This is a genomic window from Gelidibacter salicanalis, from assembly GCF_007997285.1.
Classification (GTDB): domain Bacteria; phylum Bacteroidota; class Bacteroidia; order Flavobacteriales; family Flavobacteriaceae; genus Gelidibacter; species Gelidibacter salicanalis.
The window spans coordinates 562395-577835 of record NZ_VORX01000002.1 but is presented as its reverse complement, the minus strand read 5'-3'; the positions used below and the strand labels follow the sequence as shown (position 1 = coordinate 577835).

The 15441-nt window shown below is 38.1% G+C and carries 13 protein-coding genes; 1 reads left to right on the top strand and 12 read right to left on the bottom strand.

Annotated elements, in window-relative coordinates; all coding sequences use genetic code 11:
• Positions 1-55: 55 nt before the first annotated feature.
• From ES711_RS05630 to ES711_RS05615, 4 genes are all read right to left on the bottom strand, one after another.
• Complete coding sequence (locus ES711_RS05630; protein WP_146891176.1) at positions 56-283, bottom strand: PspC domain-containing protein; 228 nt, start codon at positions 281-283, stop codon at positions 56-58.
• Between the two features lie 38 nt (positions 284-321).
• A complete protein-coding gene (locus ES711_RS05625) occupies positions 322-1593 on the bottom strand; it encodes a DUF2851 family protein (RefSeq protein WP_146891174.1) in 1272 nt (423 codons plus the stop codon).
• 90 nt (positions 1594-1683) lie between these two features.
• A complete protein-coding gene (locus tag ES711_RS05620) occupies positions 1684-1866 on the bottom strand; it encodes a CPXCG motif-containing cysteine-rich protein (protein WP_146891171.1) in 183 nt (60 codons plus the stop codon).
• 4 nt (positions 1867-1870) lie between these two features.
• Entirely contained in the window at positions 1871-3778 is a 1908-nt protein-coding gene (locus tag ES711_RS05615) for an ABC-F family ATP-binding cassette domain-containing protein (RefSeq protein WP_146891168.1), read from the bottom strand.
• An 83-nt stretch (positions 3779-3861) separates the two neighbouring features.
• Here ES711_RS05615 and ES711_RS05610 point away from each other — a divergent pair, with 83 nt between their 5' ends.
• Positions 3862-4254 (top strand): DUF983 domain-containing protein, encoded by a 393-nt coding sequence (locus ES711_RS05610; RefSeq protein ID WP_146891165.1) that lies wholly within the window; start codon positions 3862-3864, stop codon positions 4252-4254.
• Positions 4255-4303: 49 nt separating this feature from the next.
• Here ES711_RS05610 and ES711_RS05605 read toward each other — a convergent pair whose 3' ends face one another.
• The 8 genes from ES711_RS05605 to ES711_RS05570 form a co-directional block, all read right to left on the bottom strand.
• Positions 4304-5353, bottom strand: a complete 1050-nt coding sequence (locus ES711_RS05605) for an NAD(P)/FAD-dependent oxidoreductase (RefSeq protein WP_146891162.1) — start codon at positions 5351-5353, stop codon at positions 4304-4306.
• 118 nt (positions 5354-5471) lie between these two features.
• Entirely contained in the window at positions 5472-6371 is a 900-nt protein-coding gene (gene porN / locus ES711_RS05600; RefSeq protein ID WP_146891160.1) for a type IX secretion system ring subunit PorN/GldN, read from the bottom strand.
• Between the two features lie 66 nt (positions 6372-6437).
• A complete protein-coding gene (porM, locus tag ES711_RS05595) occupies positions 6438-7982 on the bottom strand; it encodes a type IX secretion system motor protein PorM/GldM (protein ID WP_146891157.1) in 1545 nt (514 codons plus the stop codon).
• A 49-nt stretch (positions 7983-8031) separates the two neighbouring features.
• Positions 8032-8655: a type IX secretion system motor protein PorL/GldL gene (porL, locus tag ES711_RS05590; protein WP_146891155.1), complete on the bottom strand. Its 624-nt coding sequence runs from the start codon at positions 8653-8655 to the stop codon at positions 8032-8034.
• Positions 8656-8721: 66 nt separating this feature from the next.
• Complete coding sequence (gene porK / locus ES711_RS05585; RefSeq protein ID WP_170245242.1) at positions 8722-10092, bottom strand: T9SS ring complex lipoprotein PorK/GldK; 1371 nt, start codon at positions 10090-10092, stop codon at positions 8722-8724.
• Between the two features lie 172 nt (positions 10093-10264).
• Positions 10265-11431: a formimidoylglutamase gene (locus ES711_RS05580; protein ID WP_146891149.1), complete on the bottom strand. Its 1167-nt coding sequence runs from the start codon at positions 11429-11431 to the stop codon at positions 10265-10267.
• A gap of 3 nt (positions 11432-11434) precedes the next feature.
• Positions 11435-13951, bottom strand: coding sequence for a type I DNA topoisomerase (gene topA, locus ES711_RS05575; RefSeq protein ID WP_146891146.1), 2517 nt, complete (start codon positions 13949-13951; stop codon positions 11435-11437).
• Positions 13952-14199: 248 nt separating this feature from the next.
• On the bottom strand, positions 14200-15426 hold the full coding sequence (locus ES711_RS05570) for an LVIVD repeat-containing protein (protein WP_146891144.1): 1227 nt from the start codon (positions 15424-15426) through the stop codon (positions 14200-14202).
• Positions 15427-15441 lie beyond the last annotated feature (15 nt).

Here is a 15441-nt window from a genome sequence, read left to right as displayed (position 1 = left end):
GACAACTATAAGCTACAACATTGAAGTCGTGAAATTTATCTAGCGCGTTCATAGCTTATAAATCAAAAACAGAAGATCGTTTGGTATAGATAAGATCTTTTATACGCATCCAAAACGCAAAAAACAAATAGAGTGCAAAACCGAATCCTACGGTTACAAAAGTGAGGTACATAAAAGAAATACGCACCACCTTTGCCCGAATTCCTAATCTATCCGCAATTCGCTGACAGACGTAATACCCACGTTTCTGAAAATAAAGTAAGGCTCTGTACAAGATGTTCATGCCGCAATGTACTCATTTTTTGTTATTTTAATCAGTCTTTATTTTGCTAAAATTGAATTGCCAATAGCACATTTCATACACCTATTTTTATCGCAATATTCCGTTTTTAGCTGAAGTAGTGCTTGGGTAAGCATGGCGCTAGTTGCCAGTGGTTTGAGCGCATCAAAGGCAGTAATAATGTTGTTTTTTTCGGGGCTGATCATTTGGGCAAGCTGTAAATTAAGTTCTGTTGGGTTCTTACCTTGGTGTTTTAAGTAGCTGAATTTAAGAGGCAGCACGGTGTTAATCAGAAGGAGATCGATAAAATTATTTGTAAGAACCTTTTTAGAAAGTTTTGATGTCTTTTCGAAAGTGAAATGCGTGGTCCAAAACTCGGAGGTGCCCACTCGAAAGAGTTGGTACAGATTTTCCAATGTCTCAGCGGCCATCAGTTTCGCGAAAAAATTAGGATGTTGATGGTACAGCATCGCGAGTTGAGATAATCTGATGGTTGGGAAATTAGGAGGTCGAAGTCTAAAATATTGCAACGGAATCACATGAGTAGTGGACAAGTTGAATTTTTGTTTCAAAAAGTGATATTCTTTTACTAAACTCAAATAATAGGCTTCTTCAAAATCCTTGTCGAGTACTCCTGCCTGCCCATATAATAAGGCTTCCAATTGCAGCGGTTGGCTATGGAGTTTTCGGATGATTGAAAAGTCAAAGGATTTGGCCATGCTCAAAAAAGCATCACCATTTATTTTAAGTCCGAAATTTTTGGCAAGAAGCGTAAACAGCACTGCTTCCCAATCGTTTTTTGTGGCATACAATAACTCTTCTATAGTCTTCGATTTTCTTTCGAGACGTTCAATGTACAGACGTTCCAACCAATTATCCACTATAAAATCATCAACATTCGCAAAATCAGATTCGCAATTGATCCATTTATGGGGCGCCATTAACAGGTGTTGATAGTTGTGAAATACCTTAGAGTGTATAATGTCTTTCAACTCAACCGTCGGAATCACTGAATTATTTTTCCTAAAAATATCAGTATCGTGTTCATAGACCACGTGCAAAATAACATTGTCATAAGCCAGGTCAGTTTCATGATGGTGCACATACCAATCACTGGACTTTATATGTAACTCCACGTTTCCTACCCAGAGAATGCCGTCAATTTCAAGTTGAGCATTGAAAAAATCTGGACCTCCATGCAAATTTGGATGTCCAGTATTTCGCAAGGTGATGCCTTCACCACGGGTTGATTTTAACGCAGTGGTATCAAACTTTTTAAATTGCCATATATAATGAAGAAAAGCCTCTTGCATACCCTTAAAATTAGGATATTTGAGGCTTACTTTTACATGAGGAATAAGAAAATTTTTAGCTCAAAAAAAGAGACTTGGAATCAGTGCCTCCTACTGCTCAATACTTTGCGCACTAAAACTTTCGAGAGTGTGATCATTAATACTTAGAGTAATTTGGATGGGATTGCAACAGACCTCGCAGTCTTCTACATAGCTCTGTTGGCTAACAGAGTAATCTAAAAGCATCGAAATTTCCTCCCAACAATGCGGACATTGAAAAAAATGTTCTTCCATAAGTTTAGCTGACGTGTTCCAATTCTTCTTGAATGGTTTCCCATTCTTGCATTAAATTAGTAAGCTTTTCTTTCTTTCCTTTGTAACGCTCAAAAAACTTTGGGTCCGCACTGGTTTTATCATAATCTGTTGCAAGTGCCGCATCCATAGATTTTATTTCCTTTTCGTGCTGGCTGATCTTTGCTTCTACGTTACTTAGCCTGTTGTTCAATGATTTTAATTTCTTCTGATCTTCATAAGTCTGCTTATTGGTTTCCTTAGGGGTTTCCTTAATAACATCTCGTTTTTCAACCTCTCTCAGGTTTTCAACATTACGCTGGTCTAAATAAAAGTCAATATCACCTAAATACTCTTTAATACGCTGGTCCTTAAACTCATATACACTCTTAGTCAACCCTTGGAGAAAATCCCTATCATGCGAGACCAAGATCAACGTACCTTCAAATCTCTTCAACGCTTCTTTAAGTACATTCTTAGATTTGATGTCCAGGTGATTGGTGGGCTCATCCATTACCAGCACATTAAACGGTTGCAATAGTAATTTTGCTAAAGCCAAACGGTTCCGTTCACCTCCTGATAACACTCTTACATATTTATCAGCCTCTTCCCCTCTAAAGAGAAATGACCCTAAAATATCACGTACTTTGCTTCTGTTTTTCTCATTGGCAGCATCAATCATGGTGTCTAAAACGGTCTTATTACCATCTAAATATTCTGCCTGATTTTGGGCGAAATATCCGATTTGCACATTATGACCGAGTTTCAGATGCCCTTCATATTTCAATTCGCCCACAATAATTTTTGCCAAGGTAGATTTCCCCTGTCCGTTTTGACCAACAAAGGCAATCATGCTCCCGCGCTCTACATTCAGATGAATATTCTTCAACACCTGTAAATCGCCGTAGCGTTTGGAAATATGTTCGGCCTCCACTACAACTTTCCCAGGAATAACTGAAACTGGAAAATTAAGCGTCATCACACTGTTATCATCCTCATCAACCTCAATCCGATCCATTCGATCCAATTTTTTTATGAGCGATTGCGCCATGGTGGCTTTAGAAGCCTTGGCTCTAAACTTTTCGATTAACTTTTCAGTTTGTTCAATCTGTTTCTGCTGATTTTTTTGTGATGCTAATTGTTGGGTTTTTAATTCATTTCGCAGCACTAAATATTCAGAATAGGCTTTTTTATAATCGTATATCCGTCCTAGCGAAATTTCAATGGTTCGGTTGGTCACGTTATCCAAAAACATCTTATCATGCGATACAATAACCACAGCACCAATATAATTTTTCAAAAACCCTTCCAGCCAAATGATCGATTCGATATCCAAGTGGTTGGTAGGCTCATCCAAAAGAAGAATGTCGTTATTTTGAAGTAAAAGTTTTGCTAGTTCAATACGCATACGCCAACCTCCTGAAAAGGTATCCGTCAATTTGTTAAAATCTTCTCGCTTAAAACCTAAACCTTGTAGTATTTTTTCAGTTTCACCTTGATAATTATAACCTCCAATAATTTCATATTGGTGTTGAAACTCACTCAAATCAACCATGAGTTGGTGGTACAGCTCACTTTCATAATCTGTACGTACTACCAATTGTTCGTTGATATGTGCTATCTTTGCTTCTAGGTCCTTAATTTCGTGAAATGCTTCATACGCTTCTTCAAGAACAGTTCTGCCTAAAACAAAATCGATATCCTGCTTTAAAAAGCCAATACTTAAATTTTTATCGGCAGCAATTTGTCCAGAATCTGGCTCCATTTCTTTGGATAGGATTTTGAGCATGGTGGATTTACCTGCACCATTTTTTCCGATAAGGCCAATTCTGTCACCAGCGCCTAGTCTAAAAGTGATGTCTTCAAAAAGGTATTCCCCCTGAAATGAAATGGAAAGATTATGTATATTGAGCATTATTGTAAGGATTGTTACAAAACATTGATTTTAAAAATCTTAATTTTGTATTTTATTTGAAAATGCAAAAGTAAACATTATCCATGATAAATAAAGGAAGTAAATTGTATAGTATTTTTACGGGCACATGTCCTAAATGCCATCAAGAGTCCATGTACTTTAATCCGAACCCTTATATGCTGGCGGACACGCTTAAAATTAAGGAGAAATGTTCCCATTGTCAGACCAAATACCGTATGGAACCGTCATTCTTTTTTGGGTCCATGTATGTGAGCTATGGTTTAGGTGTCGCTTTTTCAGTGGCCGCCTTTATCATCAGCTTTTTCTTTTTTAGTTCTACACTCACCACAGCATTTATAGCCATTGTAATTACCCTAGTCGTATTTATGCCTATCATTATGCGTCTCTCGCGTAATATTTGGATCAATATGTTTATGAGTTACGATGAGAACCTCGCCAAAAAACACTTTGATTAACAGCAATTCAGTGATAGCTATCGCCTTCATTTCTGCATCTTTAAAAATACTAGTCCTTCTGAAAGCGCTTAATATCAATTTCTTCTTCTAGAGGCGTTCCATGTTCTAAGTGCTGATAAAGGTTCTTGGCCACATAAGGTCCAATCATCACCCCTCGTGTGCCCAATCCGTTTAAGATGGTCATGTTGCCATGATTAGGATGCTTGCCCACTAGGGGCCTCCTATCCTTAGTTGTAGGTCGTATGCCGGCAACTTGATCAACCACTTCAAAGCCGCAGGTAATCAGCTCTTTTAATTTATCCACAAGTTCAACTTTGGCTGCTTCGGTAGTGGCATGGGTTTTATCTTCCCAATTATAAGTCGCGCCTACAGAATAACAATCATCCAACTCAGGCACAAGAAATATAGAAGATTTTAAGATGAAGTCCATTTTGAGATCTGGGGCTTTAATGGTCAACACTTCACCTTTTGCCACATTGAGTGGAAGATCTTTAAAAAACGGATTCTGCACCATACCAAAGCCCTCGGCAAAGACAATTGTTTTAGCTTCAATAGTCTTATAGCTCACCGTTGAATCGGTATGGGAAAGCGCGCTGTAGTCAAAACGTTCCTTTACATAGCTGTTGATGGTTTTCAGATATAGTTTATAATGTTGAAGTAAAGTAGCCGTATCTATACGGCCTGTTTCCAAAACTTTGCCAAATCCGAAGGGCGCTTCTATGCACGTATTGGTATTGCTAATAACCTCAGGATGGAGATACTCTTCCAAAATAGGCTTATCGGAAGCCGTAAACCAATCGTTCTGCTCTTCAATGGAGGCAAAACGTCGGTATACCGGGAGTTTGTAATCTAACGTTACACCTAATAGCTTTTCGAGGTGTTGGTAGAAGGACGCCACCAATTCCAACTGTTCCTTAGCTTTCCAAACCCCAGTAAAGCGTTTTAAGATGACCGGATTGTACAATCCTGCCGCTACAATCGAGGATTGCTGGGAGCCATCATCAAACACCACAAATGATTTGTCATGAGCCCGAAGCTCTTCGCAGAAGGCCACACCGGCCAATCCACAGCCTACAAGGATATAGTCTACTTCTTTCATACTAACAAAAGTACCATTTAATTGTAGTTAATAAAAAACAGTTCAAATATCACTTCACTTTTAACCAAAAAAACGCCCACTCGAAAAGTGGGCGTTGTGTACTATTGTAGTGCGCGAATTAGTAAGACCACATGTCTTGCTCGAAATCGCGAATCTTATCTTTAATACGATCAGATTCCAACAACTGCATTAATGCGTTGTCCGCAACATATTCTTTAACTTCTCTATCCCCATATACATTCTCTTCTTTGTACATGTAGCCGTTGAATCGTCTTGAATTCAGCAAGTGATCATAGGAAAATGGCATAGAACTGTTCTCATTATTAAACGCTTTTGCTTCATGCAACACCTCTCTTACTTCAGGATAGAATACCCAGAACAAAGCAATGGGTTGCTTGTTAGCTTCATCTTCAGAGTCAATAAAGTTAACGTCTGCCGCCGCCGGAGCAATACCTAAAAGTCTGTACTTTAATTCGCCTTGACGTTTGTCAAAATACCATAACCCTTTAATTAGGTAAGCACTGATGTCATAAGACTGTATATTTCTTTTAATGATATATTCTGGAGATACAAATCCTTCTGAATTGTATTGTTGGTATCCAATATCCAAGGTGTCGGTTTTTGACATAATGGATTGAATATCTGAAGGGTTACGTTTCGTTGTAAAGTAAGAATCATCATAAACGTTCTTAATTTTTCCTTCTCTTACACTTTTCCATAACACATCAAATAAAGACCTTCTGTTAGATCCGATATTATTGGTGTCTACAGGATAATATAAAGGAAAATTAACTCGCTCATCAAGTACAATCTTCTCCCAAGTCATTTTTGAAAACATGATATCCCTATCATCAACATAACCGTACTCAAGCGGTTTGTCGTTATCCATAGCTTTTTGAGCTTCAGATTTCACACCAATATCTTCAGGTGTCTTTGCGTTGAGCAGGTTGGTTTGACCAAACGAACTCACTGCCAACCCCACACTTAAAACGGTTAATAAACAATATTTAAATTTCATCTTTTTATTATTATTTGGGATGTTACCTTCATTCATATGCAACGGTGCAACGCTAGCTAAAGTATCTTAGTTAGAAATTTCTATAAATACTGGAGACGCTGGAAGCAACTTAATACTGCTATTGCCTTGAATTTGTGATTTGATTTCAAAGATTTGCACCGCATCACCTCTAGAGGCTTTACGAAGCGCACTTTTTGCTTGATCATTCATTCTGTTCCCATTAACAGTAACTGTTGGTTGACCAGGAACTTTAATTTTAAATGATGTGACGTTGATATTTAAATCAAAGTCAAAATCGAATAACTTTGCAGCCACTGTAGCAATTTCAACATTGCTTTTTGGTAAACTGACATTATCAGCCTGTCCAGCAATTGTACCTGATGGCTTAGGAATGTCCTTAATTCTAAACGTAGATCGGTCACTCACTTTAGTCCCATCAGGAAGAGATCCTGTAACACTAATTGTAACTTCATTACCAGAACCAGGGTTCATAACATATTTACCAGTACCAGAACCTTTAGATAAACCTGGCGCTGAAGCATTCACGTTATTATCCGGAACACCAGCAAAAGAAATAGTCATAGGGTTAGCAACACCACGATAAACAACGTTCATCTTATCTGCTGAAATCGTTGCAGAGTTTGGTTTAGGAACTACAGCATAGCTACTTTTTACAGGGATTTTAATAATTGAATCGCCTTCCTTAAATTGAAATTCACCTACAATCTCTCTTTCTCCAACTCCACCGGCAGGAAATTTCAAAATGGTTTTACCAGCCTGCATCGCATCTGGTGATAATTCTTTCCCGTTTATGATTACTTTATCAGCTCTTAGGGTTTGATCTTTCTTTCCTAAGATGATGGTTCCGGTAAACTCTTCTCCCGAGAAGAAAGCCGTCTTGTCTGGAACAACAATCGCATCAAAGTTTGTTAAAGAAGCTTCAATTTTAAGTTTCCCAGCTAACATAGATGATAAAACTTCAGATTCAGCCGTTTTAACATCCGCCTGCATTTGGGTCAACTTCGTTAATGAAGCTACCATTGGAAATCCTTCAAAATGATAGTTTAACCATCCTTTAGTGATGCCATCAGAAGTTTTAACGTTATCCGTTGCGAACTTCTTTTTAAGATCCGCTTGGATATCTTTATTGTCTTCACCTAATACTTCAATAACACCTTCTCTATAGGTTTTAATTTGAGCTAAAAACGCCTCACCATCCTTGGTGACTTTATCTCCACTGAACCATTTTTCGTCAAGAAAATCAGTTCTATCCATTTTCTCATATTCCGATGGATTGTCGACAGATTTCAATAAGTCAGCTTTAACGCTCTCTAAATACGCATTAAAATCTGATGATAATTTATCAATAGCATCTGCCTGCTGTTTTAATGGTTGATATTTAGCTGGTTGCTCAGCAACTTTATCAGCCAAACCTTGCATAAATGCCGCGTTACGTACGGTAGCCGATTGGTTAGAATCACTGATTCTTTCGTTCATTAACCCAAATGCTGAAAGCACTTCTTTGGACATATTAAGTGCCATCATTGCGATAAACACCAAATACATAAGGTTAATCATTTTTTGTCTTGGGGATAATTTTCCTCCTGCCATTCTAATTAGTTTTTAGTTGTTGGGTTGATAAAAATCTACTAATTCCTAATTAGTTTCTGTTCATTGCGCTTAACATGCCACCATATACACCATTTAAAGATGATAGGTTTGATGCCAAAGATTTCATTTGTTCTTTAAGTTTCTCAGCGTTTTCAACAGCTTCTTCGTTGATTGCAGCTTGACGACTGGCAGAATCCATTTGTACTTTATAAAGACTGTTTAACGACTCCATTTGTGCCGCAGCCAATGACATTTCTTCGCCATACTTTTTTGTAGCAGCAATAGAATCTACAGTTGGGTTAATTCCTTTTGCAGCACCTTCAAAGTTTTTAATGCTGTTGCCTAAACTTGCCATAAGCTCGCCATCAATTTTAGCGTCTTTTAGCATTTCGTCTAATTTTCTAGACAAGAGGCCTTCAGCATCTTTGGGCTGCTCTATTTTTCTTTGGATACCTTGGCCTCCTGCTAATTCAGGATACACCAATGACCAATCCAGATCACTATCTACAGGTTCAAATGCAGATATTGCGAATACGAATGCTTCAGTGACCAATCCTGCAATTAACATTTCGTTACCAAAAGGCCAGTGCATAATTTTAAATAGTGCCCCAAGAATTACAACTGCGGCACCTAGGCCGTATACCATGTTCATTGCTTTTTTACTAATTGCCATAATTTGTGTGTGTTAGAGTTAAGATAGATTCTTTAAGTAGATTAATATTTAGTTTTGGTGTAATGATTAATTTCTATTGGTTGCTGCGTTGGCCGTGATATCTGTACCCATGTAGTCTTGTACAGTTCTAAATCCGATATAGCTTCTTGCGGAATCAGCGTATTCATAATCTCTAGAGCTTACTTGTAGGAAGTAGGCAACATCTTTCCAAGAGCCTCCACGGACCACTTTACGTTGATTGTTTGGATCGTTAACATTTGGGTTAATGGTTGACATGTATTCATATGATGCGGGATCATAAGACCCGTTTACCCATTCTGAAACATTTCCTGCCATGTTATACAAGTTGTAATCATTGGGTTCATAAGATTTTGCTTCTACAGTGTATAACGCCATATCTGCGGCGTAGTCACCACGCAATGGTTTAAAGTTTGCTAAGAAACATCCTCTATCATTTTTGGCGTAAGGTCCACCCCAAGGAAAAGTTGCTCCTTGCAGTCCTCCTCTAGCAGCATACTCCCATTCCGCTTCAGATGGTAATCTAAAAGAATTAACATGTTGTTTGCCTCTACTCTTTTGGTCAGCATTTTTATATAAAGTTCTCCACTTAGTGAATGCATTGGCTTGTTTCCAAGATACGCCAACTACTGGGTAATCTCCGTAAGCATCATGCCAGAAATAATCATTATGCATAGGTTCATTATAAGAATAAGCGAAATCTCTAATCCAAGCCGTAGTATCTGGATATATAGCAACTTCTTCAGTTACTATAACGTCCTTACGTCTTAAATCCCTATTCTTGGCCGCAGCTTGAATGTCCATGTATGTGTATTGAAATTTAAATTTCTTAACATCCCAAGTACGTTGTCCATTGTAAGATTCTTCTATAGGAAGATACATCGTATCCATAACCTCAGCATAATATTCATCTGGATATTTGCTCGTATCAAAAATTAACTTTACATTTTTGTTAAGTTTGCGTCCCTCATATCCGGTTGGGCCTACACCACTATAGTTATCGTACATGTACTTTTCATATACGGTCATGTTATCTGGATCCGAATCTTTAAATGCAAATTCGCCCGTACCTCCATCTCCAGGAGTCAAGGCGTACTCATCAGCCATAATGGCTAACTTTGTTCTAATAGTAGAGTCTCTAACCCAGTTTACGAATTGACGGTATTCCCCATTGGTAATTTCAGTTTCGTCCATATAAAAGGCTCTAACTGTCGCGGTTTTGGTAGGCGCATCATTTATACCAGCCAAATCATCGTCAGATTTACCCATAATGAAAGATCCTCCAGGTATCAGAGTCATTCCATAGGGCTTTTCCGGATGCCATTTCTTTCCTTGTACTCCAACTAGCTCCCCTCTGTCTCCAGAATTACAACTAGCTAATAGTGCTAAAACAGCGGTTAATAAAGCGAACTTCTTCATATTCATATAAACTCGAGGTTAAATTATTTAATCTTATAATGTTCAGGATCTGTTTTTTGAGGGCGTAAACATATTTATATATTTTCAAAAAAACAATCTTTTTTTTACTTTATTTGCATTTCATCCTAAAAAGTTAACGTTTCATCGATTAAAGAACCGTCAGCAAATATTATTAATAGGTGTTCTTTTTATAGGCTTTATACCACCTTTCGGGGATTTTACCCTGCATTGCCTCGGTGTAATCTTCATGGGTGCAAGGTAATAACGTATGCTTCTTTAATTTATTATTGACATCGGGCAAAAAAGGAATCTCAATCCACCAGCGTCCTGATTTGTTACTTTTATAAAAAATAAGCTCATCATTGTCTATTAAAACATTAAATTTTTGATAGTTTATCTGATCGCCTAAAACATTCTCATTTACCCTACAATTCACACCTTCAATAAAATACCACATAATTTGTGCCACCAACATCGCTGTGACGTGATCCTCTTCTGAATTTTGGTATTCATATATGCCAAACGACGAAACTTTATTACTTATTCCCGCATAACGCGCAATAGCACATATCTCCTTTCCGTCGAAACCGTTGGGCGAATATTTTTGCGACTTAGAAACCTCTGAAGCTTTGACCGCTTTTAAATCGACACTCACGATGTGGGCGTCACGCATCACTGGTTCTACAATATTAATGGCATTTGATACTTCACCTAAACGGTAGGCTTCAAAGTATAGTTTCTCCATTAAATCTATCTCTTCCTGTGAATTGAAATAGGTTTGGTAACCGATAGTTGAGTAATTAAATAAATTATAGGGTTGCTCCAAAATAATTTTTCCCAAATAACTGTTGTTCTTAATAGAAAGCGCAGAGTCTCCCAAATCAAAATTACTATCGACATTCACGACGTTAATCATAGGCGAAATCCTGTCGTAAGCTCTGTAAATGGGATAAGTCAAATCTTGACTTCCGCCTAAAACAATAGGAATAATTTTCTTTTCCAATAAAATTGAAATAGTGGTCCTCAGAGCAAAATAAGTATCTTCAACACTATCACCCTTTAGGATATCGCCCAAATCTGCCAGATTCGTATGCCAATTGCCTGGAAACAGATTATAAAAGACGTTTCTTATAGTGTCCAAATTTATATCAAATCCCGTATAATTGATGTCATTCCGATTTTCGAGAACGCCGATAAGAGCAATTTGCACATTGTCAAGATCCGGAATACCGTGTTGCTGGGAGTGAATCTTTAATTTCTTGCCCAAAGCTTGAGGTACTAACACTTCATTATGAGTCAATACTGCTTCAGAAACTGGCGATAAAAAGTTAAACGTCATTTCCTATTTCTTTTTCGCAGTTGCGGTTTTCTTTGTGGCTTTTTTCTTTGCAGGTTTTTTGGCTGCTTTCTTTTTAGGGGCTTTGGCTTCAATCATGGCCTGGGCCTTCTCTAATGTAAATTCCGAAACATCCACTGATTTATCCAATTCTATTTTCGTTTTGCCTTTGATGATATTATGCCTTCCCCAACGTGCTTTCTCAATACGGATGCCTTCGTCCTCCCAATTGTGGATGACTTTGTCAATTTCCTTTTGAATTTTATCTTCGATCAATTGTACGATATCCTGGTCAGACAGGTTGTCCCAATCGTATTTTTTGTTAACGTTTATAAACATATCGTTCCATTTGATAAAGGGACCAAAGCGTCCTTTACCTTTCTGAACCGGTAAATCCTGATACATATAGATAGGAGCGTCCGCTTTTTCCTTTTCTTTGATCAAATCAATTGCCTCATCCAACTCAACGTTTAACGCTTCCATTCCTTTAGGGAGTGAGACAAACTTATCGCCGTATTTTACATAAGGTCCAAAACGGCCATTATTTACCTCAATAGCCTCGCCTTTATACTCTCCCAAAGCTTTAGGAAGTTGAAAAAGATCCATAGCTTCTTCGTACGTAATGCTATTCAATTGCTGATCTGGTGACAAACTCGCGAATAACGGCTTTTCTTCCTCCTCTACAGTTCCTATCTGAACCATCGCACCGAATTTGCCCAAACGCACACTTACCTGACGTCCGGTCTTCGGATCTTTACCTAAAATGCGTTCTCCAGATTCACGCTCAGCGTTTTCCTGAACATCTTCCACCTGAGGATGAAAATCTTTGTAGAAATTCTTCATCATGCTGGTCCAATCTTCCTTCCCTTCTGCTATCTCATCAAAATCAGCTTCAACTTTGGCCGTGAAATTGTAATCTAAAATGCTCTCAAAATGATTCACTAAAAAGTCAGTAACAATCATTCCAATATCTGTAGGCACTAACTTTCCTTTGTCTGAACCCACTTTTTCAGTCAATTCAGCATCTTTAACTTTACCTGATTTTAAAGTCAGTTGGGTATAGTTGCGTTCTACACCTTCTATGGTGCCTTTCTCAACATAATTTCTGTTTTGAATGGTAGAAATGGTTGGCGCGTAGGTGGACGGTCGGCCAATACCCAATTCTTCCAATTGCTTTACCAATGATGCCTCGGTATATCTATAAGGTGGACGTGTGTAACGTTCCGTAGCTGTAATATAAGAGTTGAGTAAAGTTTCATTGGTCCGCATGGCAGGCAACATGCCTTCTTGTTCAGAATCCTCATCATCAGTACCTTCCAAATACACTTTTAAAAACCCATCAAAAGTGATGACTTCTCCGTTGGCGGTAAATAGTTCTTTATGGGTAGAAGCACTGATCTTTACGTTGGTCCGTTCCAATTCCGCTTCGCTCATTTGTGAAGCAATGGCACGTTTCCAAATCAAATCATATAACCGTGCCTGATCGCGATCCATCTGGACGGTATGCACCGAAAAATCAGTGGGTCTGATGGCCTCATGCGCTTCTTGAGCACCTTTGCTTTTCCCTTTATAATTACGTGGTTTGCTATATTTTTGGCCGTAAGCTTCATTAATTTCCGCTTCCGCACCTTTACGGGCATCGTCAGATAAGTTGACACTATCGGTTCTCATGTAGGTAATCAAACCAGCTTCATACAAACGTTGCGCCATGGTCATGGTTTTCGATACTGAAAAATACAGTTTACGAGCCGCTTCTTGTTGCAATGTAGAGGTTGTAAATGGAGCAGCCGGCGATTTCTTAGCTGGCTTTTTATCTAAATCTGCTACTTTAAAGGCAGCGGCAGCGTTGGATTCTAAAAATTTGTGAGCTTCTTCTTTAGTTGCAAAGTTTTTAGGAAGTTTTGCTTTGAAGGATTGCCCATCTTCATTGGAAAATTCAGAATCAATTCTATAGGACGCCTCTGCTGTAAAGTTCTGAATATCTCTTTCGCGCTCCACAATAAGGCGCACTGAAACCGATTGTACACGGCCTGCCGATAGCCCACCCTTTACTTTACGCCACAAAACTGGTGATAACTCGTAACCTACGATGCGGTCTAAAACCCTACGTGCTTGTTGGGCATCAACTAAATTATAATCAATATCTCTCGGATTTTCTATAGCCTTAAGAATGGCCGTTTTTGTAATCTCATGAAAAACAATGCGCTTGGTCTTTGCTTTATCCAGTTTCAAGGTCTCCGCCAAGTGCCAAGCAATAGCCTCACCCTCGCGATCCTCATCACTTGCCAACCATACCATTTCGGCTTTCTTTGCTAAGTCTTTCAGTTTTTTAACAACTGCTTTTTTATCTTTTGAAACTTCATATTTTGGTTTAAAATCGCCTTCCACATCTACCCCCAATTCTTTAGAAGGTAAATCAGCAATATGTCCAAAACTGGACTCTACCTTATAATCCTTTCCTAAAAATTTTTCAATAGTTTTAGCCTTCGCAGGGGACTCAACAATTACTAAGTTCTTCGCCATATCTGATTTTTTCTGGCTACAAATGTATATGAAAAATAATTATTCAACCTAATATAAAAAATTTAAGCCTATTTATATGCAGTTTACCGAGTCCTTATTAAAACACAAAGAATGTGTCTCAATTCTTATACAACCTATCTTAGAGTTGAATATTTGAGTACTATTCTCGGTCAGCTGTCCGAGAGAAAAACATAAAAAAAGCCGTTTCAATTAGTTTTGAGACGGCTTCTTAAATTATGAATTGCATTTTAATTTAAACGATACGTGCTTATTAGTTGTAAGGCATTTTCATTGTAACTATATTGATACAGCGCTTTTTCGCCTATCATTAATAGACTATTAGGTAATGGAATGACATCCTTAGCATGTATATCTGTAAATGATTGGGTTTGCTGAAGTTCTAACGGATTGGTTTTATCAAAAACTTTTAAGCCAGAAGTGCCATCACACACATACAAGGTTGGACCTTTAAATCCTAAGCCGTACGGATTATCCAAAAAATACCTAGCCGCCAAAGTGGGATTGGTTTTGTCAGTAATATCTATAACCTCCAACACACTTTCCAATTGACCGCAAGTGTTACCACCCCTCAAAGTTAAATACGCATAATTACCATCTACCACAACAGGGTCACAGCCTTCCCAATGCACAAATTGTGATACATATTTGGGGGTCGTAGCATTTTCCAAACTATAGATGTACATCCCATTAGTCCCACCCAAATACAAATAATTATCTGCGTAAAACATGGTTTCAATATTCCATCCTGCATATTGTATATTCTCAAATATAGGATTGGCCAAATTTGAAATATTAAATATGGAAAGAGCTGAAGTCCCAACGGTGTACAAATAATCATTTATAATTTGAAAGCGCGCTAGAGACCCACCAACACCCACGCTACTTTCCGCTGCGGTTGAAAAGGCGGCATCATTAAACACTAATAGACTATTATCAACAATTTCACGCCGCTCTTGCACGATGCGCCAACTGATCACAACATTGTTTTCAAAATCATAATTGCTAAAATCTGCATATTCTGCCTCACTAGGAATCCGGTAGTCATAAACTGAAAACACATCTTCCAACCGATCAATAACTTGCACATTTGAAAGATCTGAGATATCAAAAACAACCAAATCCATAGCGCTGTCCGCATAGAGATGATTATTCTTGATAGAAATATCCTCATTGCCAGGGATCTTTAAATAGGCGGTAGCACGCGGTGCGGTTGGATTGGAATTATCAATTACATGAACCCCTTTAAACGCATCAGTAATAAAAATTAAATCTTCGTAAGCGTAAATTTTACCCACGTTAATTGAAGATTTGGCAGCTTGCACTTCCACCGACTTTCTAAATTCCGATTTTGACATCATTTCCGGAATGGCTACAGCTATCGTTTCATAATCTCTATCATCAGTATTACACGACAAGAGACACATTAGAGCAAATACAAAAAAGAATTGTTTCATAAGTTTTGGTTGTTT

What these genes read in the sequence shown, in the direction of transcription:
- porN (WP_146891160.1), bottom strand. Translation starts at nt 6,371, where the DNA reads ATGAAATTTAAATATTGTTTATTAACCGTTTTAAGTGTGGGGTTGGCA.
- topA (WP_146891146.1), bottom strand. Translation starts at nt 13,951, where the DNA reads ATGGCGAAGAACTTAGTAATTGTTGAGTCCCCTGCGAAGGCTAAAACT.
- ES711_RS05630 (WP_146891176.1), bottom strand. Translation starts at nt 283, where the DNA reads ATGAACATCTTGTACAGAGCCTTACTTTATTTTCAGAAACGTGGGTAT.
- porK (WP_170245242.1), bottom strand. Translation starts at nt 10,092, where the DNA reads ATGAAGAAGTTCGCTTTATTAACCGCTGTTTTAGCACTATTAGCTAGT.
- ES711_RS05605 (WP_146891162.1), bottom strand. Translation starts at nt 5,353, where the DNA reads ATGAAAGAAGTAGACTATATCCTTGTAGGCTGTGGATTGGCCGGTGTG.
- ES711_RS05580 (WP_146891149.1), bottom strand. Translation starts at nt 11,431, where the DNA reads ATGACGTTTAACTTTTTATCGCCAGTTTCTGAAGCAGTATTGACTCAT.
- ES711_RS05610 (WP_146891165.1), top strand. Translation starts at nt 3,862, where the DNA reads ATGATAAATAAAGGAAGTAAATTGTATAGTATTTTTACGGGCACATGT.
- ES711_RS05620 (WP_146891171.1), bottom strand. Translation starts at nt 1,866, where the DNA reads ATGGAAGAACATTTTTTTCAATGTCCGCATTGTTGGGAGGAAATTTCG.
- ES711_RS05570 (WP_146891144.1), bottom strand. Translation starts at nt 15,426, where the DNA reads ATGAAACAATTCTTTTTTGTATTTGCTCTAATGTGTCTCTTGTCGTGT.
- ES711_RS05615 (WP_146891168.1), bottom strand. Translation starts at nt 3,778, where the DNA reads ATGCTCAATATACATAATCTTTCCATTTCATTTCAGGGGGAATACCTT.
- ES711_RS05625 (WP_146891174.1), bottom strand. Translation starts at nt 1,593, where the DNA reads ATGCAAGAGGCTTTTCTTCATTATATATGGCAATTTAAAAAGTTTGAT.
- porL (WP_146891155.1), bottom strand. Translation starts at nt 8,655, where the DNA reads ATGGCAATTAGTAAAAAAGCAATGAACATGGTATACGGCCTAGGTGCC.
- porM (WP_146891157.1), bottom strand. Translation starts at nt 7,982, where the DNA reads ATGGCAGGAGGAAAATTATCCCCAAGACAAAAAATGATTAACCTTATG.